Origin of the sequence: Clostridium sp. DMHC 10, from assembly GCF_001270375.1 — a bacterium.
GTDB classification, from domain to species: domain Bacteria; phylum Bacillota; class Clostridia; order Clostridiales; family Clostridiaceae; genus Clostridium_S; species Clostridium_S guangxiense.
Map to the genome: position 1 here is coordinate 1317716 of NZ_LGVB01000015.1, position 23359 is coordinate 1341074.

Annotated in this window: 20 protein-coding genes and 6 pseudogenes; 12 read left to right on the top strand and 14 right to left on the bottom strand. The window is 28.7% G+C overall.

Annotated elements, in window-relative coordinates:
- Nucleotides 1–54 precede the first annotated feature (54 nt).
- Nucleotides 55–267: pseudogene (locus AGR56_RS19450) on the bottom strand (sporulation peptidase YabG); the annotation flags it as partial.
- Nucleotides 268–289: 22 nt separating this feature from the next.
- On the opposite strand from AGR56_RS19450, the gene AGR56_RS08305 reads away from it, so the two are divergent.
- Nucleotides 290–724: a helix-turn-helix transcriptional regulator gene (locus AGR56_RS08305; RefSeq protein ID WP_157055711.1), complete on the top strand. Its 435-nt coding sequence runs from the start codon at nucleotides 290–292 to the stop codon at nucleotides 722–724.
- Nucleotides 725–1300: 576 nt separating this feature from the next.
- On the opposite strand, the gene AGR56_RS08310 is transcribed toward AGR56_RS08305, so the two are convergent.
- The 13 genes and pseudogenes from AGR56_RS08310 to AGR56_RS08370 all read right to left on the bottom strand — a co-directional run bounded on the left by AGR56_RS08310 (nucleotide 1301) and on the right by AGR56_RS08370 (nucleotide 12551).
- Nucleotides 1301–1801: an ABC transporter permease gene (locus tag AGR56_RS08310; protein ID WP_278279687.1), complete on the bottom strand. Its 501-nt coding sequence runs from the start codon at nucleotides 1799–1801 to the stop codon at nucleotides 1301–1303.
- A gap of 74 nt (nucleotides 1802–1875) precedes the next feature.
- Nucleotides 1876–2778, bottom strand: coding sequence for an ABC transporter ATP-binding protein (locus tag AGR56_RS08315; RefSeq protein WP_053241870.1), 903 nt, complete (start codon nucleotides 2776–2778; stop codon nucleotides 1876–1878).
- Nucleotides 2779–2805: 27 nt separating this feature from the next.
- On the bottom strand, nucleotides 2806–3264 hold the full coding sequence (locus AGR56_RS08320; protein ID WP_157055712.1) for a hypothetical protein: 459 nt from the start codon (nucleotides 3262–3264) through the stop codon (nucleotides 2806–2808).
- An 89-nt stretch (nucleotides 3265–3353) separates the two neighbouring features.
- On the bottom strand, nucleotides 3354–4040 hold the full coding sequence (locus AGR56_RS08325) for a hypothetical protein (protein WP_053241872.1): 687 nt from the start codon (nucleotides 4038–4040) through the stop codon (nucleotides 3354–3356).
- 14 nt (nucleotides 4041–4054) lie between these two features.
- On the bottom strand, nucleotides 4055–5281 hold the full coding sequence (locus AGR56_RS08330) for a radical SAM protein (RefSeq protein ID WP_053241873.1): 1227 nt from the start codon (nucleotides 5279–5281) through the stop codon (nucleotides 4055–4057).
- 12 nt (nucleotides 5282–5293) lie between these two features.
- The gene (locus AGR56_RS08335) at nucleotides 5294–5887 is read right to left on the bottom strand and encodes a SagB/ThcOx family dehydrogenase (protein ID WP_053241874.1); all 594 of its coding nucleotides are present in this window, start codon (nucleotides 5885–5887) and stop codon (nucleotides 5294–5296) included.
- 32 nt (nucleotides 5888–5919) lie between these two features.
- Nucleotides 5920–6231 carry a hypothetical protein gene (locus AGR56_RS08340; protein WP_053241875.1) on the bottom strand — a complete coding sequence of 104 codons (312 nt, stop codon included), beginning with the start codon at nucleotides 6229–6231 and terminating at the stop codon, nucleotides 5920–5922.
- 71 nt (nucleotides 6232–6302) lie between these two features.
- Nucleotides 6303–7637 carry a YcaO-like family protein gene (locus tag AGR56_RS08345; protein WP_053241876.1) on the bottom strand — a complete coding sequence of 445 codons (1335 nt, stop codon included), beginning with the start codon at nucleotides 7635–7637 and terminating at the stop codon, nucleotides 6303–6305.
- Nucleotides 7638–7652: 15 nt separating this feature from the next.
- On the bottom strand, nucleotides 7653–8780 hold the full coding sequence (locus tag AGR56_RS08350) for a TOMM precursor leader peptide-binding protein (protein ID WP_053241877.1): 1128 nt from the start codon (nucleotides 8778–8780) through the stop codon (nucleotides 7653–7655).
- 12 nt (nucleotides 8781–8792) lie between these two features.
- Nucleotides 8793–9185, bottom strand: a complete 393-nt coding sequence (locus tag AGR56_RS08355) for a hypothetical protein (protein WP_053241878.1) — start codon at nucleotides 9183–9185, stop codon at nucleotides 8793–8795.
- Between the two features lie 15 nt (nucleotides 9186–9200).
- Nucleotides 9201–9647, bottom strand: a complete 447-nt coding sequence (locus tag AGR56_RS08360) for a pyridoxamine 5'-phosphate oxidase family protein (RefSeq protein WP_053241879.1) — start codon at nucleotides 9645–9647, stop codon at nucleotides 9201–9203.
- A gap of 902 nt (nucleotides 9648–10549) precedes the next feature.
- On the bottom strand, nucleotides 10550–10942 hold the full coding sequence (locus AGR56_RS08365) for a YraN family protein (RefSeq protein WP_053241880.1): 393 nt from the start codon (nucleotides 10940–10942) through the stop codon (nucleotides 10550–10552).
- A gap of 90 nt (nucleotides 10943–11032) precedes the next feature.
- Nucleotides 11033–12551 (bottom strand): annotated as a pseudogene (locus AGR56_RS08370) (YifB family Mg chelatase-like AAA ATPase).
- 115 nt (nucleotides 12552–12666) lie between these two features.
- On the opposite strand from AGR56_RS08370, the gene dprA reads away from it, so the two are divergent.
- The 11 genes and pseudogenes from dprA (at nucleotide 12667) to lexA (ending at nucleotide 23318) form a co-directional block, all read left to right on the top strand.
- Entirely contained in the window at nucleotides 12667–13737 is a 1071-nt protein-coding gene (dprA, locus tag AGR56_RS08375; RefSeq protein ID WP_053241881.1) for a DNA-processing protein DprA, read from the top strand.
- Nucleotides 13738–13778: 41 nt separating this feature from the next.
- On the top strand, nucleotides 13779–15863 hold the full coding sequence (gene topA / locus AGR56_RS08380) for a type I DNA topoisomerase (RefSeq protein ID WP_053241882.1): 2085 nt from the start codon (nucleotides 13779–13781) through the stop codon (nucleotides 15861–15863).
- 178 nt (nucleotides 15864–16041) lie between these two features.
- A pseudogene (gene codY, locus AGR56_RS08385) lies at nucleotides 16042–16819 on the top strand (GTP-sensing pleiotropic transcriptional regulator CodY).
- Between the two features lie 160 nt (nucleotides 16820–16979).
- A pseudogene (rpsB, locus tag AGR56_RS08390) lies at nucleotides 16980–17680 on the top strand (30S ribosomal protein S2).
- A 53-nt stretch (nucleotides 17681–17733) separates the two neighbouring features.
- On the top strand, nucleotides 17734–18657 hold the full coding sequence (gene tsf, locus AGR56_RS08395) for a translation elongation factor Ts (protein WP_053241884.1): 924 nt from the start codon (nucleotides 17734–17736) through the stop codon (nucleotides 18655–18657).
- Between the two features lie 84 nt (nucleotides 18658–18741).
- On the top strand, nucleotides 18742–19452 hold the full coding sequence (gene pyrH, locus AGR56_RS08400; RefSeq protein ID WP_053241885.1) for a UMP kinase: 711 nt from the start codon (nucleotides 18742–18744) through the stop codon (nucleotides 19450–19452).
- Nucleotides 19453–19470: 18 nt separating this feature from the next.
- A complete protein-coding gene (frr, locus tag AGR56_RS08405; protein WP_053241886.1) occupies nucleotides 19471–20028 on the top strand; it encodes a ribosome recycling factor in 558 nt (185 codons plus the stop codon).
- A gap of 155 nt (nucleotides 20029–20183) precedes the next feature.
- Nucleotides 20184–20979, top strand: a pseudogene (locus AGR56_RS08410) (isoprenyl transferase).
- Nucleotides 20972–21762 (top strand): annotated as a pseudogene (locus AGR56_RS08415) (phosphatidate cytidylyltransferase). Before AGR56_RS08410 ends, AGR56_RS08415 begins: the two co-directional pseudogenes overlap by 8 nt.
- Nucleotides 21763–21883: 121 nt before the next feature.
- On the top strand, nucleotides 21884–22252 hold the full coding sequence (locus tag AGR56_RS08420; RefSeq protein WP_053241887.1) for a hypothetical protein: 369 nt from the start codon (nucleotides 21884–21886) through the stop codon (nucleotides 22250–22252).
- A gap of 49 nt (nucleotides 22253–22301) precedes the next feature.
- Nucleotides 22302–23318: a transcriptional repressor LexA gene (gene lexA, locus AGR56_RS08425; protein ID WP_053241888.1), complete on the top strand. Its 1017-nt coding sequence runs from the start codon at nucleotides 22302–22304 to the stop codon at nucleotides 23316–23318.
- The last annotated feature ends 41 nt before the right edge of the window (nucleotides 23319–23359 follow it).

Here is a 23359-nt window from a genome sequence, read left to right on the forward strand (position 1 = left end):
AGAAAAATTACTGAGGTGATACTAATATCTTACATTATTCATAATATAATTATATCATATATAAGACGATTTAGGATATCCCTCTCTGCACTTCCCCCTAGTTTGAAGTCCTCCTATGCCCTTAAATCCCGTTACAGTATTTTTCACAACGTCCTGGATGCTTACCATTTCACTAACATTTGTATATGCCACTTTTTCACAAACAAAAACAGGATCAAGGCAGTGAATTAAGACCCTTCCTGGAGAACTTGCATAGTTTGCACCAGCTCATTGAACCAAATTGCGCTTTTTGAAAAGGTATTTTACAAGGAGAAATTTTTGCCTACACAAAGAGCTTTACAAGGAACTTCCTGAAAATACTATAGGCGAGAAAATTATAAAACTTAGATTAAGTCATGATATGGATAGAGAAGCTTTAGCTAAAACTTTGCATTTTCATGTTGATACTATTGAAGGATGGGAAATACATAACGTTATGCCTCAGCCTTTGAATATAAAAAAACTTTGCAACTTTTTTAAGGTTAAGCCTAAATATTTTCATGAATATTACCAATTTTATTTTAATAATCCTGAAGGTAAAATTAAAGAGTGGATGGTAAAAAATAAGTTCACCTATGATAAGGTGGCGGAAACTTTGGGGATAAGTCGATCGGGAGTTGGGAGCTTACTGAATGGGAAGTTGAAAGCTTCCTTTTATATGTATGAGAAATTAAAGAATCTATAGAATACCTTTTGATTTTTTCTTAAATCACACATCAAGATTGCAATCTCTTGAAATCCTGAAAATAAAAAAATACTAATTATAATTAAATATTTTAACTTTCCATAAAAAAATATGTTATACTATAGAATCAAACTTAAATTTACATGGAATAGATATACAATATTTATATTGACACCTTTCTTTCCGTTATCTCTATATGGATGGATTCCAGCGCTTATGAGCCACAAGAAAGGATGTTGTAAAATCCGAACTACTCCATTTAAGATAATATATAAAAAATTGATACTATTAGATCCAAGTATTAAAAAAAAAGCCTTACTATTGAATCAACACTACTCTCTGCTCCTAATATTGCTAAAAAGATTATACCCAAATACATACTATATTAATAAATTTGTATTATATATTATTGCCATTTAAATTTCTTTATCGATATAGTAATACAAATCACAAATATAACAGCTAAGATCAACAAATCTTTTATATAATTATCAATTGCTGTTCCAATCCAAATTCCCTTTAGCACTTTAACTACATATGTTAAAGGTAAAAATTTTTGATACCGCATCAATCTTGCTAGGAAAAAAGTTCAGCTGGAATTGTTGCACCTGACAAAAATAACATCGGAAAATAAACGGTATTAGAAATAGCATTTGCATTTTTAGTACTTGATGCCAAACTTCCAATTAATAAGCCAATTGAGAATATAACCAATATACAAAATAATAATATTATAGCAAAAGCAAGTATACTTCCTCGAATATGAATATTATATATAACCTTTCCTATAATCAACAAAATTAATATACCAATTATAGTCATAACCAAATTCACAACAAATTCTGCAATTAAAATATTACTTACTCTAACTGGTGTTACCATATACCTTTTCAATACTTTTGTTTCTCTATAATTTACTATAGATAACGGAATACTCATAATTCCTGTCACAGCAATAATCATAGCACAATATGCTGGTGTTGAAATATCTATTGTACCATATCCATTAAATAATTTAGATGGAGCATTACCATAAATTTCTCCAAAAAGAACAAGCATTAGACCTGGAAATACAATGGTAAAAAAAGATTTACATAATTCCTAAAAAATAGTTTAAACTCTGTAATTATTAACTGAATAGATCCTTTCATTTATACATCCTCCATTCTATATCCAACTAATTTTAGAAACACATCTTCTAAATTTGGTGATTTACATTCAAGATTTTCATACTTAATTTTACTATCTTTTAAATCAGTGAAAATATCTTCTAATGCTGTTTCACCTTTTTTCACCCAAACAGAAACTAATGTTCCTTCTCTTTTTACATTGCTTGCATGAACAAAATTTAATTCTTTATTTTCATTAGTATGAAATGTTATCTTTTGCTCCATTTCATACTTTTCAAAAATCTCATTCAATGTCCCTACTACCTGTAACTTTCCTTCAACTAAAATCGCAATTCTATCACTTAAATACTCCGCTTCATCCATAAAATGAGTTGATAATACAATAGTTTTATTTTGTTTCTTTTGCTTACGAATAATACCCCATATCATCCTCCTTGACTTTGGATCTAGCCCTGTAGTAAGCTCATCCAAGAATATAATCTTTGGATTTGGAATCAAAGCTATAATTATTGATAAGCGTTGTTTTTGTCCTCCTGATAATTCCCTAATGTATGAATTTTTTTTTGACTCCAGATCAAATTCCTTCAGTAAGATACTATAATCAATAGGATTATAATATAGTTTAGAAAACATTTTACACACTTCACTCACTTTTAATCTGTCCGGAAATGATGCCTCTTGTAATTGAACTCCAATTTCATTATACAAGCTTTTGTTTATATCTTTAGCTTCAGTTCCAAGAATAGAAATACTTCCATTATACTTTTTATTTAATCCAACTAAACTTTCAATTGTAGAAGTTTTTCCTGCCCCATTAGGACCTATAATTGTAAATATTTCTCCTTCATTTATATTGAATGAAATATCATTAACTGCTTTTAAATCCTTATATTTTACACTAAGATGATTTACTTTTAAAATCATTTATTTCACCTCTTTCTATAAGCAATCTTAGAACTCTGTCAGTTCTTTCTTGACTAGTATATATTCTTCTTTGTTAAGAAGCTCATATATATTTTTAAACTTTATTTTCAATTTACTATAAGCATCTTGAGATATATCTTCCATAATATTTTCATACTGCTTCATTATAATCTGAGCATATAATTCATTATACTCTCTAACATTAATCTCCTCCATTAAAGATTCTTGCAATATAGTCCAAAATTTTTCAAACCCATTAAATGTGTTAGTAATAACTTCCTTCAAAGTTTTATTTTTTCTTATTCTATTTAATAATCCATCTAAGCCTATCTGATTTATAATCATCTTTACAATATATGGAACAATATTATATGTAACTAAACTATACGTATCGCTATTTTTCTTAATATTGTCCAATTCCTTTAATAGAATATTACATGTATTAATATTTAATACATCAAAAGCAATTGCACATTTTTTCCTCAAACTAATAGTTCCTTCTTCTAAAATAAACTGTTCCGAAATACACTCACATACACCTTCTACTAATTTAATATCTATAAGTGATTTTCCTTTTATCTGATTATTAATAAAGATATGACAGAGTTCATGACAAATCTTTGATTTTTTATTTTTCCAAACTCCGAAATAATAAATATACAATTATCATTTGCAAAAGCATCTGCCCCTGGTGCCGGAAGCTTATTTAAAATGTCATACATAATGTCATAAGATGATGAAATATATACTTTTATACTTGGAATTTTCCTTTGAAAAATTCCATCTAACCTTTTCTTTACAATCGTATATGTAGGCACTACTCTGCATAGTAATTGTTTATCTGAACATATAAAAAAGTCACCATTTTCTTTTCTTTTTTGTACCCAACTTTCTTCATTTACAATACATTTAGTTTGAATTTGAAATATGGATTTTTCTTTCCTATCCCTACACTTTATTTCAATTGCAAAATCCTCAATCGTATGCTTTTTTAAATTCAATTTAATATTTTCATAATAAGTATTAATATTCTTTAAACAGCATCTTCCTTTATACGAATACTTTAGTACATCTGCATCAACAACTTTATTAAATAAAGTTTTCTTTTTAAATTTATAAACATTAACATTATTTTTCAAGATAAATTCAAGTGAATATGGTGATAAATCATTTTCTAATTTATTACCTGAAATATACACCCCAATAATATATACATGTTCTTTATACAAATTATCTTTTCTAATTTTAATATTAATACCCATATGAATTCATCCACCTAATATCCATAATTATTTATTTTACCAATATTATAATGTATATTATTATATAACCATCTATATCCTTCACTTAATTCATCTACTGACATATTTTTAGGTACATAAACAGCTTTAGTTGCAGTATAATCAGACCAATCAAAAGAAAATATTCTATTTTCATCTATAAGTCTTTTAGCTATCTTAGTTCCAGGATAGGGAGTAAGTATGTTAAATGCCGGAAGCTGAAGTTCTGTATCTTCAACAAATTTTAGAGTCTTCTCAAAAATATCTGGTGTATCATTATCTAATCCCAATATAAAAGAACCTAAAATCTTAATTCCCTTACTCTGAATTTTCTTAATAGCTTCCTTATATTTATAAACATGGTTTGTCTTCTTATTGATATCAATTAAATTATCTTCATTTATACTTTCAATTCCAATCAAAAGTCCTGAACATCCACTTTTTGCACATAAATCTAAAAGTTCATCATCATCAGCAAGTATAATACTTCCCTGACCGCTCCATCGTATATTAACTTCACTAAGTCTCTTAAATAATTCTTTTGCAAATAAAACATTGCCATAAATATTATCATCTACAAAACAAACCTCTTCTTCTAAATTTAGAGACATTATTTCATCCATCAAATCATCAATATCCCTTAATCTAAATGAATTTCCAAAAAACTTAGTAACACTGCAAAAATCACAATTAAATGGACATCCCCTCGTAGCTTGCACAGAATTAACTGTTCCATGTTTAGGTCTGATCTTATTATCAAAAATTGAACGATCTGGTCTTGTAATGCATTTTAAATCACTAAAAGAGTCTGCTTTATAAAATTTCTTTAAACCTCCTCTCTCAAAATCCTCTAACATCACTTTCCATGTATATTCTCCTTCACCAATCATAACTGCATCTGCATGTTTTGTAGCTTCCAAAGGTAATGCACTAGCATGTACTCCTCCTATAACTACTTTGACATTTTTACTTCTATATATATCTGCAATTTGATATCCTCTATTTATTTGCGCAGTCATTCCGCTAATTGCAACAAGATCGACTTGTTCATTAAAATCATTTTTTTCAAAAACCTCGTCAGTAAAACTTATCTCATAGTTTTCAGGTGTTAATGCTGACAGCATTGGTATCGTAAGTGAAGGAAACCAATATCGAAACATAAGTGACTTAAATTCCCTGCTATTCATATTTTTAAAACCTGGCAATATGAACTTTATCTTCATAAAAATATCTCCCTATTCTCTCTTTTTTAAATTACTCTTAATTAATGGACTAGCATCTCTATCTGTATGAGTGCCAATATTAGCAACTAGCATTGCAGTTTCATTAAATCCATCTATACCAATAAACTTATTTACTTCATCATCATAGAATCCTCCTATTGCAGCACATCCTAATTCGCATGAAGTAGCTGCCAAATACATATTCTCCATAGCATGTCCTAAATCTATATTGACAAATCTATATCCTCTTTCCAAATACTTAAATCTTGTTCTATCAATCATAGCTGTTATTATTACGTGAACACTAGCCTTTTTCTGCCATTCCTCATTAAATGTAAACTCACTATATTCATCTTCTAAATCACCTTTTCTTAGTATTTCTAATGCATGCAGACGAACATTATAATGATAAAGCCCCTGCTCAATTCCTTCTACATTCTTAATAACTATATAAAACTCTAAAGGATATAGTGCACCACCTGATGCTGGAGCTCTAAATGACTGATATCCATCATAGTCATTTGCAAGATCTATTGCCTTTGGTCCAATCTCATATTCTGGAGCATGAAAAAATCCCCCATGCTGTCCAAACGCTTTAAAGGACATAGTAATTCCATATGTTAAATAGAGAATTTTGCTTAACTGATTTTTGATATAGGATCACCAGAATATATTCTTGTTGTTCTCCTATTTATTACAACATCTTCAAAAGATAATTTTGATTTTTCAAATTCCTTATCAAGAAATATAGCCTCATTATTGGGATATTCTTTATATGTTTTTGACATAGCTTTACATAGTTCTATATTACTTCTTATACCTTGAAAACGTCTTCCCCAAATTTGACCATCTACTCTTCTCATTTTAGAATTTTCATGATAAATATCAGATATTAATTCATCTTTTCTTTCATAAGTTACTCTAGCATTAAGACCACTAAAACTTTCCATCTTCATACCTCCCTATATAATTGAATTCACAAAATTATTTACATATATTACTTTAAAATTATTTTTACATATCAAGGAAATGGATGTGGTTGTTTATTATAAGAATTAGGTTCCTTATATTTATTATCATATCCTAATATATCTGGTACTCCTTTTAATCTTTTACCTCCAAGAAACGGAAAATTATGATTACCATTAAGCTGGTGTAAACCTGGAACCAAAACTTTGCATACATGATATCCTATTTGTTTTATGTCATCAGTTGTAATATCACAAGCAATTACATCATACCCCTTAGAAACAAGCATTGATACACAAGTATTTAAATCTTTCTTTTTATTATCACAACTATAATTTTTAATATTGCTGATATCCTTATTAGTCTTATCATGATAAACGAATTCTAATTGATCATTCATTTCTGGAAGACTATACAAATGAATATGATCTTGAAAATCCGTTATATCAGAAAAATCATCACTATAACCCCAGAACCAATCTTGAACTTGAAGATACTGAATCCATTTAGCACCCTGAGCAGCTTCAATCATTGCCTTTAATGCCGCTTCTTCTGGATCAAGACGGCAAGCCGCACCACATGCTGCTGACTTCCCTTTTGCAGAATTAAAATTCTTTATAGAAAAAATCACTGGTATCTCTAAATCTGTGGTTATATCTACCAATTTATAATCTGCATTATCACATGCAAATTTATCGACAATTATATCTTTTAAAAATCTTGACTTTCCATAAGGGTTAATTGAAGGCATAGAAAGTTTATTCAACCACATTATAGATATAGAATCTCTCTCTACAACTTCATATAATCCACCAAGTGCTGCACTTTCAAAACTCATTCCACAAGAAAGACCAGTTGATATGCATGGTGATATCAGCTTTTCGTATTCATCTGAAATGTAAGGTAAATATACAAATGTTGCAGGAATATATATATCTTTTCCTGTAACTAACGATTTACCTTTAACCCAATTTATTTTTGTATCCTTTGTGAACCTTTTATATATGAAATTTTCATTATTATATTGATTTTCTCCAAATAATGCCCATTGTTCTGGATCAACTGCATCTTTATTTAATTCATTATAAGATGCAAAAACAAACTCTTCTGGATTATAAATAGAACTGCAATAGCGTTCTACAGATTCTCCTATTGCTGATGCCATAGCTTTAATTCTCGTTAATCCTGCTCCACCATTATTAACATGACATTTATTAAAATTCTTATACTTTGAAGTATCTGCCATCTTTGTTGTATAAAAATATAATTTAGGATCAAAATTTTCATTCATTATTTCAATACACTCTTTAATAATACCTGTCTTTTTACTAATCAAACTTTTTCCTAGCTCTATTGACAATTCCGCTTCATTGTTGATACATTTCATAATATTTATTCCTCCTTATGGCAAATATACTGCATATGGTTCCACAAAAGGCTTTTTCTCAATATTGCTACATACTGGACATCGAGGCATTTTTAAAATTGAATCAATTGATGTCTCTAATGTTAATATATCAAATGTAATAACTCTTGATAAAGTAACTGGTGTAAAAATCTTAGTTATCTGTTTGATTACTTCCCATACAAGATAATTAGCGGCCATCGAATAAAATAAATCAGAGCCACATGTCTCCATTTGATTCCAATTATCTTCTTTATATTTTTCAAACTGCATTTCTTCTTCATAAAAGCTCAAGTTTCCATTATACCTATTTTGGAAACACTCATAACATGCTGTTTGATTTGGAACAACCATTGGCCCAATTTGAAATTTTAATTCTCCAACACGCAGACTTATCCAAGGTTTATCTGCATCAATGCACAACTTATTTACCTTTAATAAATCTGATTGTAGTGCAATATCCTCTGCAAATATTATAAGATCTACCTTACCAATTACTTTTTTCAAAGAATCGTTTTTATCAGAATAAAATACATTACATTTTTCATTAATACCTTTAAGTTCTTTCATTATATCTTCATATGAATACTTAGTCTCCACTAAATTGTATTCTTGTAATGTTTTATCATATAAATAAATAGTACCAAGTCCATTTTGAACGAGCTTTTTAGCTATCATTCTGCCACAACGCTTTAATCCAATCACCAGACAACTTGATTTCTTTAAGCTATCAAATAGCTTATACTTATCAATCACAGATGCATTAGGCAAAACACGTTCTGAAAATAATGAAAAAAACTGAAGCTGATTTTTAAATTTCTCTATTTCCTCTTGTTCTAATTTACTTTCATATTTACATTCTGCATCCTCAAGAAGATAGTGACTTTTCAATAATAAAATTGCCTCATTAACAACCTCCTGTGTACAATAAGATAATTTACTATATATATCATTCATAGTATTTGAACCATCCAATAATGGAAGTAAATCTGGCAAAATATTAGTTACTGCTGATCCTTTTAATAAAATAATATTTTCCTGGCTTCTTAGTTGTATAAGTTCATCATTTACTGGTACAACATTTAGATATGCTTTTAATAATGGTTTTCTAGGTAATTTATCCATAAAAATTCCTCCTTAAACTTTTTTATTAATTTTATAATTATAAAAATATTTAATACTCACTATAATTGGCCAACAAGCAACCCCTATTGTTGGATATACAGCCCATAAAGTCGATTTATCTGTCATAATATTACACACCCAAAGAACGATAGTAATTATAAGCCATGTATAAATACTTATTTTTATATTAAGTTTTTGTATGGTTTTAGAATCCTTAATATTCTTAATACAGAATGAATAAATAAACTCATAAATAGGCCAAATTGTAAAACATCCAATAATTAAGATAAACATCTTCCATTCTATATATCCCATAACTACAACTATAACTAAAATTATACTAACTAATAATTCGTAGAATAAAGCTTCTATCAATCTACTAAATCTGCTTTTTAATTCTTTCATTTTAGTTACATCTCCTTATAAATTAAGTTCATATACATTTCCAAAATATTGTCCTTTACTTCTTTTAGCGGGTCCTTTAGAATACTTAATAGTAATTGGTTTAATCTTAAAAAATAATACATCATCTGCATATATCCAATACTTTGCATAAGGGAATATCTCTTTTAAAACATCTATTGCTTTTATTCTTTCATCTTTTTCTTCTAATAAGACTACTTCTCCAAATAACTGAATAAATTCATCAATATTATTCTCATCAACAGTACCTGCAATAAAATTATTTCTTAACATATACTTGGCTTTATTTGTATCTTTAAATGTTGCAAAGTACAAATCAAAATTTTCTGATACATATTTTACCTTTGAAGCATATGGTTTATTATTATAACAAACTGCTATTGAAATATAGTTATGAGATTTCAGATACTCTTTAATCCCATTTTTAATATCTATGCTATTCAATTCTATCCCCCTTTTTCAATTACATATGTGTGAGGTATACAAATTCTACTTGTCCTATTTTATTGGTAATAACAATTTAATAAATTAGCAAGTTGTACTAGTTGATGTAGATCCACAACTAGTTGATGTACTACACGAACCTGAAAAAAGTAGCTCCTGCAGTAATATTTATTTCATCATTTAATTCAACTATTTCTAATTCCAAGTTATCAATTTTCTTCTCCATTAATATCCCCTCCTTATATACTTTACTCATATAATTTTCTATACCTCACGTTTTTTATTATACACTTTTAAACTTTTTTTGCAAATATTGTTTTTGTTTTATTTTCCATATTAATATCATGAATTCCAAAAATGTATATAATATACTTATATTTTAATCTTATCTACAATCATATTCATTATTTTGTAGATTCATCTGTACTTGTTGTTTACTGTAATCATCCATGACTCTTGGCACAACTATAACAAATACACTAACTGCGATCATGTTTTATGCTGTGCTATGTATAAAGTGTTGATTTTTACTACTTATTTAAAACATAGCCCAAATCTAAATAAAAAAATAAGCCAGCCACCCCCAAAGGAAAAAATATTCCTTAACCTTTTGCCGTGGCAAAAACCTTCACCTTTGACAAGCAAAGCTATGTCAAACCCTTCACTTTTCACATAAGTGAAAAAGTTAGTTTTTTAATGAGCAGGGCGAATTAAAACCCTTCACTCAGCTCGACAAATTCCAGTTTGTAAGGATAAATTTGGTATTGGTAATTTAAATATTTCAGCTTGTTTATCTATATATAGGAGCATGTGAAAAAATATAGGTATTCTTTTTTACGAGACGCTCATAAGGCTTTATGTGCGGTATAGTAACCTGTAGAATTACCTTTTCTCACATCCTCCTATATAAAAAAAATGCATTTCAAAATTTTTATATTTGAAAATGCATTTTTTATATGATTTATACATTTTTTATTGTTTTTATAATTGAGAATAATTTCAATAACATCAAATCTAAAATCAAAATTCATAAGGTTGTTTTTTATAATATAAAATTTAGCAGTCTTATATATTTTTAATCTTTTTAAGTAATTTACTGATTCACAAGGATTTCCGTAGAGAGAATTATAACGGCTTTTTACTTCGGCAAAAATTATTATATGATGTTTTTCAGCAATTATATCAATTTCACCTGTTCGGCATCTAAAGTTTCTGTCTAGGATAGTATAACCACTTTCTTCAAGATGTTCCTTTGCTACCTCTTCGCCATAGTTACCTATTGTTTTTTTGTACATTAAGTTTTTATTCCTTTCAAATTATAAAAACATTAGGTTATGTGTTAAATAAGCATAAAAATCAACACCTATTTAAAACATAGCTCAATATTAAATAATATTTTCATTTAAAAAATTCCTATATTGTATAGCCTCGAGTATATGTTCCCTTTCTATATTTTCTTTTTTATCTAGATCTGCTATTGTACGAGAAACCTTTAATATTTTGTTATACGCTCTTATGCTTAAGTGATATTTATTGTATACAAGTTCAAGAATTGATGAAGTTTTAGAATCGAGTTTACAATATTTTTTTTATATCTTCTGATCTCATATCCGAATTACAATAAAAATTGCATTTGCTAAATCTTTCTTTTTGTATCATTCTTGCATCATTTATTCTCTTACGTATAGTTTTAGAGGATTCGTTTTCAAATTTGTTGTTTGTTAAATCACTGTATTTTATATCATTTACAAAAGTAAAAATATCAATTCTATCAAGTAAAGGACCAGATAATTTAGAAAGATATTTCTTTCTATCATAATCTGTACAAGTACATTCTCTAGAAGAACCATAAAAACCACATGGGCATGGATTAAGAGCTCCAACAAGCATGAAATTACAAGGGTATATTACGGTTCCAGAAGTTCTTGATATCATAACAGCTTTATCTTCAAGAGGCTGTCTTAGAGCCTCTAAAACATTTTTATTAAATTCAAGCATTTCATCTAAAAATAGTATTCCAGTATGAGCTAAAGAAACTTCACCGGGTATTAATTTTGCACTTCCACCAATAAGGCTGGTCTTAGTGCAGGTATGATGGGGATTTCTAAAAGGTCTTCTTGCAATTAAATTATTGTCATTTAGTTGACCACATATACTGTACAATTTAGTAATTTCAATTGCTTCTTTGTAACTAAGATTTGGAAGTATAGAGGGTATCCTTTTAGCCATCATGGTTTTGCCTGAACCAGGGGGACCAAGTAAAATTATATTGTGCTTTCCCGCAGCAGCAACTTCAATTGCCCTCTTACACGCAGTTTGACCTGAAACATCAGAAAAATCAAGAGTATATCTAAATTTGGATTTTGCTTGATTTCTGTGATAAGGAAGCATGTCACGATATTTTATAAAATTTATAAGTTGAGTTAGATTTTCAAAGGGATATATTTGAGATTTTTCAGTGATTGAACATTCTTCAGCATTTTTTAGTGGAACTATGAAGTTGCTATATCCATTTGATAATCCTTCTAAAACAATAGTTAGAGCACCATTGACAGGATTTATATTTCCGTTTAGAGATAATTCACCTAGTAATATGTATTCGTTTAAAGTGTCAAAAGCTATTTGTTTTGTAGCTATTAATATGCCAATGGCAATAGGTAAGTCATATAATGATCCTTCTTTTCGCAAATTGGCTGGAGCTAAATTTACAGTAATCCTTTTGACTGGAAAGTTAAAGCCTGAATTTATTATTGCAGAACGTACACGTTCTTTTGATTCTCTTACAGCGGTATCAGCTAAACCAACAATATTAAAGCATGGCAATCCTCTTGTTATATCAACTTCAACGGAAACTATAAATGCATCTATGCCTGATAGTGCGGCTGAATTTATTACTATAGCCAATATTAATCACCTCTAACAAAATTATTGACAGTATATGTATTTATATTCAGCGTATTTTGAATAAAAAAATATTTATGTTTAGAATTAATAAAAAATTGTAGAGGTAATTAAGATTATGAATGATTATGATTTATGGTTTACAACTATTAATGCATCTAATAAAGAAAAATTAAAATTAATAAGGGAGTTTAAAGATACGAAGGAAATATGGTATAGGTTTATTAATGAAAATAGGAACATGGAGAAATTTTATTATGATAAGGATAGAATAAATGAAATTAAGCAGGAGATGATAAAAGAAGAGATAAAAGTGGTCTTTTATTACGAAGAAGATTACCCTAAAATATTAAAGAATTACGATGATATGCCATTTGGCTTATTTTATAAGGGTAATATAAAAAAAATAAACAGCATAAGTACTAATGTAGGTGTCGTTGGTTCACGTAATTGCACTCGTTATGGTTTTGATATTACTAAAATATTATTGAAGGATTTAGTGAAGCAGGGCATTGGAATTATAAGCGGAATGGCAAAGGGAATAGACACTTATGCTCATACACAATGTCTTGAGAATAATGGATTTACATGCGCTGTACTCGGATGTGGTGCAGATGTAATATATCCAAGAGAAAATAAGGAACTATATTGCAAAATTGTTGACAAGGGGTGTATAATTTCACAATATGAACCTAATACAAAACCAATGCCATATAATTTTCCAGTTAGAAACAGAATTATAAGTGGATTAAGTGATTTAATCGTAGTAGTTGAAGCTGGAGTTAAAAGCGGATCACTTATAACTGCAAATGCAGCACTTGATCAAGGAAAAGATGTTGCAGCTGTACCTGGTTCGGTTTTTTCAAAGACGAGTCTTGGAACTAATATGTTAATAAAAGAAGGTGCCCATTCAATCACAAAATCTAGCGATATATTTGACATTTTAGGTTTGCAAGTTAAATATAATAGTTATGATAATTATGCAGAAAAAATAAAATTTCAAAAACCAGAAGAAAAAAAATTATATAACCTTATTACAGATGTTCCAATGCATGTAGATGATATTAGAAGATTAACTAATATTGACATTAAGGAGTTATATGCGTTATTATTTGAAATGCAGTTAAAAAATGAAATTTTATGTCTAAGCGGGAATTATTACGTAAAGATAAATAACGCTTTTAAATAATATATTTAATATCTTTAAGACAGAATTTTGGAGGGGATAAGATGGGACAAAAATTAGTAATAGTTGAATCACCTGCTAAAGCTAAAACTATAGGAAAATATCTTGGAAGTAACTATATTGTAGAAGCGTCAATGGGACATGTAAGAGATTTACCTAGAAGCACTTTAGGAGTAGATATTGAAAATGAGTATGCACCTAAATATATAACTATAAGAGGCAAGGGCGAACTTTTAGATAAAATAAGAAAAGTAGCTAAAAAGTGTGATAAAATTTATCTTGCAACCGACCCTGATAGAGAAGGGGAAGCTATATCTTGGCATTTAGAAAAAGTGCTTAAAATTGATGAATGTGAAAAATGCAGAATTGAATTTAATGAGATAACTAAAAATGCTGTTAAGAATGCAATCAAAAACCCAAGAAAGGTAAATTCTTCTCTTGTAGATGCTCAACAAGCAAGAAGAGTGTTAGATAGATTAGTTGGATATAAAATTAGTCCTATTTTATGGAGAAAAGTTAAATGGGGACTTAGTGCAGGTAGAGTTCAATCAGTTACGCTTAAAATGATTTGCAATAGAGAAAAGGAAATTAATGAATTTAAACCTGAAGAATATTGGACTATTGAATGTGAAGTTAGTAAAAATAAAAGCAGTAAATCATTTGTGTTAAAGCTTGTTTCTTACAAAGGAAAAAAGATAAATGTAATAAATAAGGAACAAAATGATAAGATTATAGAAGAGATTAAAAATGGAGAATTCAAGGTATTAAAAATAAAAAATGGAACAAAAAATAAGAATTCTCTTCCACCATTTACAACAAGCACGTTGCAGCAGGATGCCAATAGAAAAATGAATTTCTCTACAAAAAGAACAATGTCAATAGCACAACAGCTTTATGAAGGTGTAGAGGTAAAAGGGCATGGAACTATAGGACTTATTACCTATATGAGAACTGATTCCGTACGAGTAGCTTCAGAAGCTCAAAATGCTGCACGTGACTTCATAGTTTCTGAATATGGGAAAGAGTATTTTCCAGAAAAGTTTAAAGTATATAAAGGGAAGAAAAATGCTCAGGATGCACATGAAGCTATAAGGCCTACCTATATAGATCTTACTCCGGATAAGGTCAAGGCAAGTTTAAAGGATGACCAGTATAAGCTTTATAATTTGATATGGTGTAGATTTATAGCAAGTCAAATGGCAAATTGTATTCTAAATAGTATTTCTGTTGATGTAAGTAATAATGATTATACCTTTAGAGTTACAGGAAGCAGTATAAAGTTTGAGGGCTTTATGAAGATTTATAAATATATAACTGAAGATGAAGAAGATAGTCAAAAGATACCTTCATTATCCGAAAACGAAATTTTGATTGCCAAGAAAATTGATGGTAAGCAGCATTTTACACAACCACCTGCAAGATTTAGTGAAGCATCTTTAGTTAAAACTTTAGAAGAAAATGGTATAGGAAGACCAAGTACCTATGCACCTATAATTTCAACTTTACTGGATAGAAAATATGTAAGAAAAGAAAAAAAGACTATATACTCAACAGAACTTGGAAATATTGTAAATAATATAGTTAGTGAATATTTCAAACAGATTGTTGATGTAGAATTTACTGCTGATATGGAAAATAAGCTTGATAACATAGAAGAAGGAAAAGAAAATTGGAATAAAGTCGTAGATGAATATTTTAAACCACTTGAAAAGTCTATTGAGGTTGCTGAAAAAGAAGTTGCTAAAATAACAATAGAAGATGAAGTTACAGATATAAAGTGTGATAAGTGTGGAAAAAATATGGTTATAAAGCATGGTAGATTTGGTGATTTTTTAGCTTGTCCTGGATATCCTGACTGCAAGAATACAAAACCTATTGTGGAAGAACTTAAGGTAAGCTGTCCAAAATGTGGTGGCAAGGTAGTTGTACGTAAAAGTAAAAAAGGAAGAAAATTTTATGGATGTAGTAACTATCCAGAGTGTGATTTTGTCAGCTGGTTTGAACCTACAGACGAGAAATGCTCAGAATGTGGAAGCTATATGGTTAAGAAAAGTAGTAAATCAAAAGGTGAATATCTTGAATGTTCAAATAGTGAGTGTAAACACATAAAAAATTTGGATAATAATTAATGTAGGTTCATTTTATTAGCTTTGGAGTATAATCTTATAGAATTTTAGTTGAATTTTAAAATTTATTGTGATATTATTTTAATGGTTTTACATTCAATTCGAAATGTTAAGAAAAGTTATAATATTTTAAATTGATAGCAAACTTTAAAATAATGTATAAATAAACGGAGGAATACTAATGCCTACACTATTGAATAAAACACGAATGCTAAATAAGATACTTCAAAAAACTGGTGCAGAACCTGTGGTTTTTAATGATATATGTAAACTTTTAAGTAATGTGCTTGAATGTAATGTATATGTTATAAGCAGAAAGGGAAAAATACTAGGATACAATTTTTCCAGCGGATTTGAATGTGAAATTGTAAAAAATTATTTTATAAGTGAAATGAAATTCCCTGAGTTATACAATAATAAATTACTAAACTCTTATGAAACTAGTGCTAATATACATAGTAATGGAACATGCTTTTTTGAAGATGGGGCTAAATGTGGACTTAATGATAAAATTTCAACTATAGTTCCTATAATTGGAAACAGAGAAAGATTAGGAACACTTTTGCTTGCAAGGTTTGATAAACAATTTAATGATGATGATTTAGTTTTATCAGAATATAGCGCTACTATTGTTGGACTTGAAATTTTAAGATCTAAAAATGATGAAATTGAATTAGAAGCAAGAAAAAAAAGCCGTTGTTCAATTGGCAATAGGAACACTGTCGTATTCTGAATTAGAAGCTGTAGAACACATATTCAACGAATTAGATGGAGATGAGGGATTACTTGTTGCTTCTAAAATAGCAGATAAAGTAGGCATAACACGTTCAGTTATTGTAAATGCTCTTAGAAAATTTGAGAGTGCAGGAGTTATTGAATCTAGATCACTTGGAATGAAGGGGACCCATATAAAAATATTAAATGATAAACTCATGGATGAATTAAAAAAAATAAAATAAAATGTATTGATTAAGCAAATGCTATATGATATACTACTTAGAGTAAAAATACACACATTATCCAATTTGTAAATCGGTGCCTTTTAAAATTTATTTTAATAAGGTGATTTACATTAAAAGATAGTGGAGGTAATAACCAATTTTAAGGAGGAAAAATTTTATGTCAGTTATTTCAATGAAACAATTATTAGAAGCAGGTGTACATTTTGGTCACCAAACTAGAAGATGGAACCCAAAAATGGCTCCATACATTTTTACAGAAAGAAATGGAATATACATAATTGATTTACAGAAAACTGTAAAGAAAATTGATGAAGCTTATAATTTCATTAAAAGTGTTTCTGAGGAAGGAAAAGATGTACTTTTCGTAGGTACAAAGAAACAAGCTCAAGAAGCTATTTCAGAAGAAGCTGTAAGAAGTGGAATGCATTTTGTTAATAATAGATGGTTAGGTGGAATGTTAACTAACTTTAATACTATAAAAACTAGAATTAAAAGATTAGAAGATTTAAAGAAAATGGAAGAAGACGGAACATTTGAAGTTTTACCTAAAAAGAGGTTACACTTTTAAAAGGTGAAGAAGAAAAACTTGTTAAAAATTTAGGTGGTATAACAAATATGCAACAAGAAAACATAGGAGCATTATTTGTAGTAGATCCTAGAAAAGAAAAAAATGCTATTTCTGAAGCTAAAATTTTAGGAATTCCTGTTGTTGCTATTGTAGATACAAATTGTGATCCAGATGAAGTGGATTATGTAATACCTGGTAATGATGATGCTATAAGAGCCGTAAAATTGATAACAGCTAAAATGGCTGATGCAGTAATTGAAGGTAGACAGGGAGAACAATTAGCAGAATAGAACTTTATAAATGTATAGTTTATTTTATAAAACATTAACGGAGGTAATAGTATATGATTTCTGCAAGTGCAGTTAAAGAACTTAGAGAAAGAACTGGAGCCGCAATGATGGCTTGTAAAAAAGCATTAACTGAAGCAAATGGTGATGCTGAAAAAGCTATTGAAATATTAAGAGAAAAAGGATTAGCAGCTGCAGCTAAAAAAGCTGGTAGAATTGCTTCCGAAGGTTTAGTTTTAGCATATGTTGATGAAAATAGCAAAAATGGAGCAGTAGCCGAAGTTAATTGTGAAACTGACTTCGTTTCAGAAAATGAAAGCTTTAAGGCATTAGCTAAAAATGTTGCTAAAATGGCAGCATTAGGTAATGCTAAAGATGTAAATGAGCTTTTAGAACAAAAATATATTGAAGATGAAAGTATAACATTGAAAGATTTTGTCACTAATTTGATTTCAAAATTAGGAGAGAATATTAATGTTAGAAGATTCACTAAATTTTCTGGTGAAAATGGATTAGTTGAGAGCTATGTTCATGCAGGAGGAAAAATAGGTGTTCTTTTAAAATTAAATTCTGATAAAGTTGTTCCAGAAGTAGCAACTTTAGCTAAAGATATTTGTATGCAGATAGCTGCTGCAAATCCACTTTTCTTAGATGAAACTTCAGTTGATCATGAAGCGTTAGATAAAGAAAGAGAAATTTACAGGGTTCAAGCTTTAAATGAAGGAAAACCTGAAAAGATAGTTGAAAAGATGGTTGAAGGTAGAATAAAGAAATATTTAAAAGAAGTTTGCCTCGTTGATCAAGTATGGGTTAAAGATTCGGAACTTACTATATCTAAGCTTGTAGATAAAATATCAAAAGAATTAGGTGCTAAAATTACTATAGCTGATTTTGTTAGATTTGAAAGAGGCGAAGGTATAGAAAAGAAGGAAGAAAATTTTGCTGAAGAAGTTCAAAGACAGATGCAGCAAGGTAAGTAAAATAAAAGAGAGAACACAGAGTGTTCTCTTTTTTTAAAAGCCAATCAAAACAATAAATATATTGGCATGTTATGGAGGTATAGTATGGATGCTGTAAAATATAAAAGGATAATGCTAAAGTTATCAGGAGAAGCTTTAGCAGGAGAGAATGGATACGGAATAGATTTTGATGTAGCTAATAGAATATCACAGGAAATAAAAGAAATAGTTAACTTAGGATTAGAAGTTGGTGTAGTTGTTGGAGCCGGTAATATATGGCGTGGAAGAAATGGAGAAGGAATGGATAGAACAACTGCAGATTATATGGGAATGCTTGCAACTTGTATAAATTCATTAGCACTTCAAGATTCGCTTGAGAATATAGGAGTACTTACTAGAGTTCAAACAGCTATAGAAATGAAGCAAATAGCCGAACCATTCATAAGAAGAAGAGCTATGAGACATCTTGAAAAAGGAAGAGTAGTTATTTTTGCTGCTGGCACAGGAAATCCATATTTTTCAACTGATACAGCAGCAGCTTTAAGAGCAGCAGAGATTGAGGCAGATGTAATACTTTTAGCTAAAAAGGTAGACGGAGTTTATAATAAGGATCCTCATAAATATGCAGATGCTGTTAAATATGATAAATTAAGTTATATAGAAGTATTGGATAAAAATCTACAAGTTATGGATTCTACTGCTACATCACTTTGTATGGATAATAATATACCTATAATTGTGTTTGGTTTAGATATTCCTGGAAATATTAAAAAGGCTGTATCTGGTCAAAAAATCGGAACTTTAATATCCAAGTAATATTAGGGAGGTAAATCTATGGTAAAAGATATAATTAAAGAAGCAGAAGAAAAAATGAAAAAGAGTATTTCTGTTTTAAAACAAGATCTATCAACTATGAAAGCAGGAAGAGCTAATCCGTCTATACTTGACAGAGTGGAAGTTGATTATTATGGCACAATGACTCCACTTAATCAAATGGCAAATGTTTCTGCACCAGAACCAAGAATATTATTAATTCAGCCATGGGATAAATCTTCTATAAAAAGCATAGAAAAGGCTATATCTGTGTCTGATTTGGGATTGAATCCATCAAATGATGGAAATGCTATAAGACTTGTAATTCCTGAATTAACTGAAGAAACAAGAAAAAATATTGTGAAGAACGTTAAAAAAGTAGGGGAAGAAAGCAAGGTTGCAATAAGAGCTATAAGAAGAGATGCAAATGATAAGGTTAAAGCTCTAAAAAAAGATAATTCTATTACTGAGGATGAAGTTAAAAAAGCTGAGGATGATATTCAAAAGAAAACTGACTCATTTATAAAAGAAATAGATAATCTTGTGGAAGCTAAAGAAAAGGAAGTTATGACTGTTTAATCTTATAATTTAACTTTTGTTTATGGAAGAACAAAGTTTTAAATGGCCTGCGTGTATTATTCGCAGGTTTTTTGATATTTTTCCTATATTATTTTATTAAAGTGTGTTGTATAATTTATTTGAAATAAAATTATGCTTTGATTGGAGATAAGGTTATGTGGAAGTTCCTAAATGGAAGTAATAAAAAAAATGTTGATAATAGTGTAAATATTGAAATTGATATGAATAATATCCCTGTACATATAGCTGTAATTATGGATGGAAATGGGAGATGGGCAAAACAGAGAAGCTTACCAAGAACGCTAGGACATAAAGCGGGAGTGGAAACTTTAAAAAAAATAGTAAGAGAATGCAGCGATATTGGTGTTAAATATCTTACTGTATATGCGTTTTCAACAGAAAAATTGGAAGCGTCCTAAAGATGAAGTAAGTGGGCTTATGAAATTACTTGTTGAATATCTTAGAAATGAGCTTAATGAACTTAACGAGAATAATGTTATTATACATACTATAGGTAACATATACAAGCTTCCTGAACCTTGTATAGACATTTTGAATAAATCTATTGAGGATACAAAAGATAATACTGGTCTTGTTTTAAATTTAGCATTAAATTATGGTGGAAGGTATGAAATTTTAAGAGCAGTAAAGAATATACTTGATGACTATAAAAAAGGATTAATATCCGATGAAGATATAGAAAATCTAAATGATAGTAGATTTTCAGATTATCTATATACTAAAGGAATACCAGATCCTGACGTTATAATAAGACCAAGTGGCGAACAACGTTTAAGTAATTTTCTTTTATGGCAGTGTGCATATTCAGAATTTTGGTATTCAAATATAAATTGGCCTGATTTTTCTATAAATGACCTTCATAAAGCTATAAGAGACTATCAAAATAGAGATAGAAGGTTTGGAGGAGTAAATAATGGAGAAGATAAATAAAAGATATATAGGAGCAATATTTTTAGCACCTTTACTTATATTTTTATTTTAGGTGGAATATATTTAAGATTATTGGTCTTCGTACTATCCATTTTGGGTTTATATGAATATTATAAAGTTTCAAAAGAAAAACAAATTAATCCTATGTCTGTGTTAGGATACGCTCTTTGTGTATTATATTATATTTTTCTTGAAAATAACAATTATAAGCTATTAATGTTTTTTATAGTGATTGGAGTATTTTTAATGTTTTGTATTCCAATATTTAATACAAAATATAATTATTTAGATATTGGAGTAACTATACTCGGTTTTATATATGTACCCGTATTTTTTAGTTTTATCTTTTTGACTAGCAATTTAACCTATGGAAAATATTTAGTATGGCTTATATTTATAGCTTCATGGATGTGTGATACTTTTGCATATTATTCTGGAAGACTCTTTGGAAAAACTAAACTTTGTCCTAAAGTTAGCCCTAAAAAAACTGTTGAAGGATCTTTAGGTGGATTACTCGGAAGCGTAATTGCTTGCACAATATATGGATATATAATATATAATTATGGTATTAAAATTCCAATTTATAATTATGTTGCCATTGGTGTACTATGCGGTTTTTTTTCTCAATGTGGGGATTTGGCAGCTTCTTCAATAAAGAGATATGTGGGTGTTAAGGATTATAGTAATCTTATACCAGGTCATGGAGGTATATTAGATAGATTTGATAGCATACTTTTTTCAGCCGTTGTAGTATATTATTATTTGACTTTTATTGTATTTTAGTAGATATAAATTAAGTATTTTTATAAAATTAAAAAGGTTTGTCTTTATAAAAAGGACAAACCTTTTTTAATTTTAGTGTATAATATATCTTATATTAATTTGTTTGGAAGGAAGTGATAATATGCAGCTGGATAGCGTACAAAATAAAATTACTACAAGTAAGACGTCATCCTATATATTTGTTAAAGGTAAAAGCAATAGTGGAAAGACAATTTCTGCTATAAATAGAGCGATTTTTCTTAAAAATAATTATTGTTTATATGATAATGATAGAATATTAATAATATGTTCTAACAATGAAAAATCAAATAAACTAAAAAGCTTATTTGCAAGTATGTCTATGGAAGCTGAAGGAAGATATATGACACTTCTTGAGCCTAAAGTTAATGTTGTTGACATTATGAGCTTAGAAAGCATATTAAATAAGTATAATAAGTTTAATGCTGTGACATTGAAAAATAAAATTTTTATATATAAAAGAAGCTCTTGAGAGAATAAAGAACAGATATCCACAAATAAAATCATATGAAGACGATAAGTTGAAATTTTTAGCAGATGAAATAGGATGGATTAAAAGTTGTAAATATAATATGGAAGAATATCAAAATGCAAATAGAATTAAAAGAAATAGCAGTGCTAAAAGACTTAATAAAAATTCTTTGGGTAGAAAAGCGATATTTAAGCTGATGCTTAAGTACAATGCAATTTTAAGAAAAAATAAAGTTATTGATGAAGAGGATAGAATACTAAATGCAATAAAGTGTTTAAAAAACAATAGCAGATTAAAGTTCACCCACATAATTGCTGAAGATATTGAAAATTATACAAGAGCCGAAATAAGATTAATACAAACTTTAAGCAATGAAAAGAAATATTCGACAGTATTTTTTACATTCAACAAAGAAAATATTTCAAATGCAAATGCTTGGTTTATTAAAAATAGAAAGTTAAGTACAATTTCTAATGGTGATAAAATAAAAAGCTTTATTCTTAAAAATGTTTATAATGTTAAAAAGACTAATAGTAAAATAAATAAAAATGTAATTATCCAATCTATGGAGAATTTTAGATATAATGATTTAAAACATAATACAAGTTTTGATTTTGTAAGGGATATTGATAATAAATCAGAAATAATATTGGATGATAATATAAAATATAGTAAAGAAGATATGAACAAGATACCTGTGTTTAATGATATAGCAGCTGGAGAGCCTATAATGATAAATCCTGAAATAACAGATGATTTTTATATGCCAAAGTACTGGATTAAAGGTACGAAGGATTGCTTTATGCTAAAGATTAAAGGTGATAGTATGATTAATGTAGATATTTGTGATGGAGATTATGTAGTAATAAAAAAAGAATCTATGGCTCAAAATAAGGATATAGTTGCAGTAGATATAGATGGAAGTGCTACATTAAAAAGGCTTAATATAACCAAGAATAAGGTACTTTTGATGCCTGAAAATGATAAATATAAGCCAATAGTCATAAATGAAGAAGAGGGTGCAAGAATTATTGGCATTGCTTTAGGAGTGCTTAAAATAAAATAATATATAGTAAACTTATTGAATATTAATTAATAGATATTATT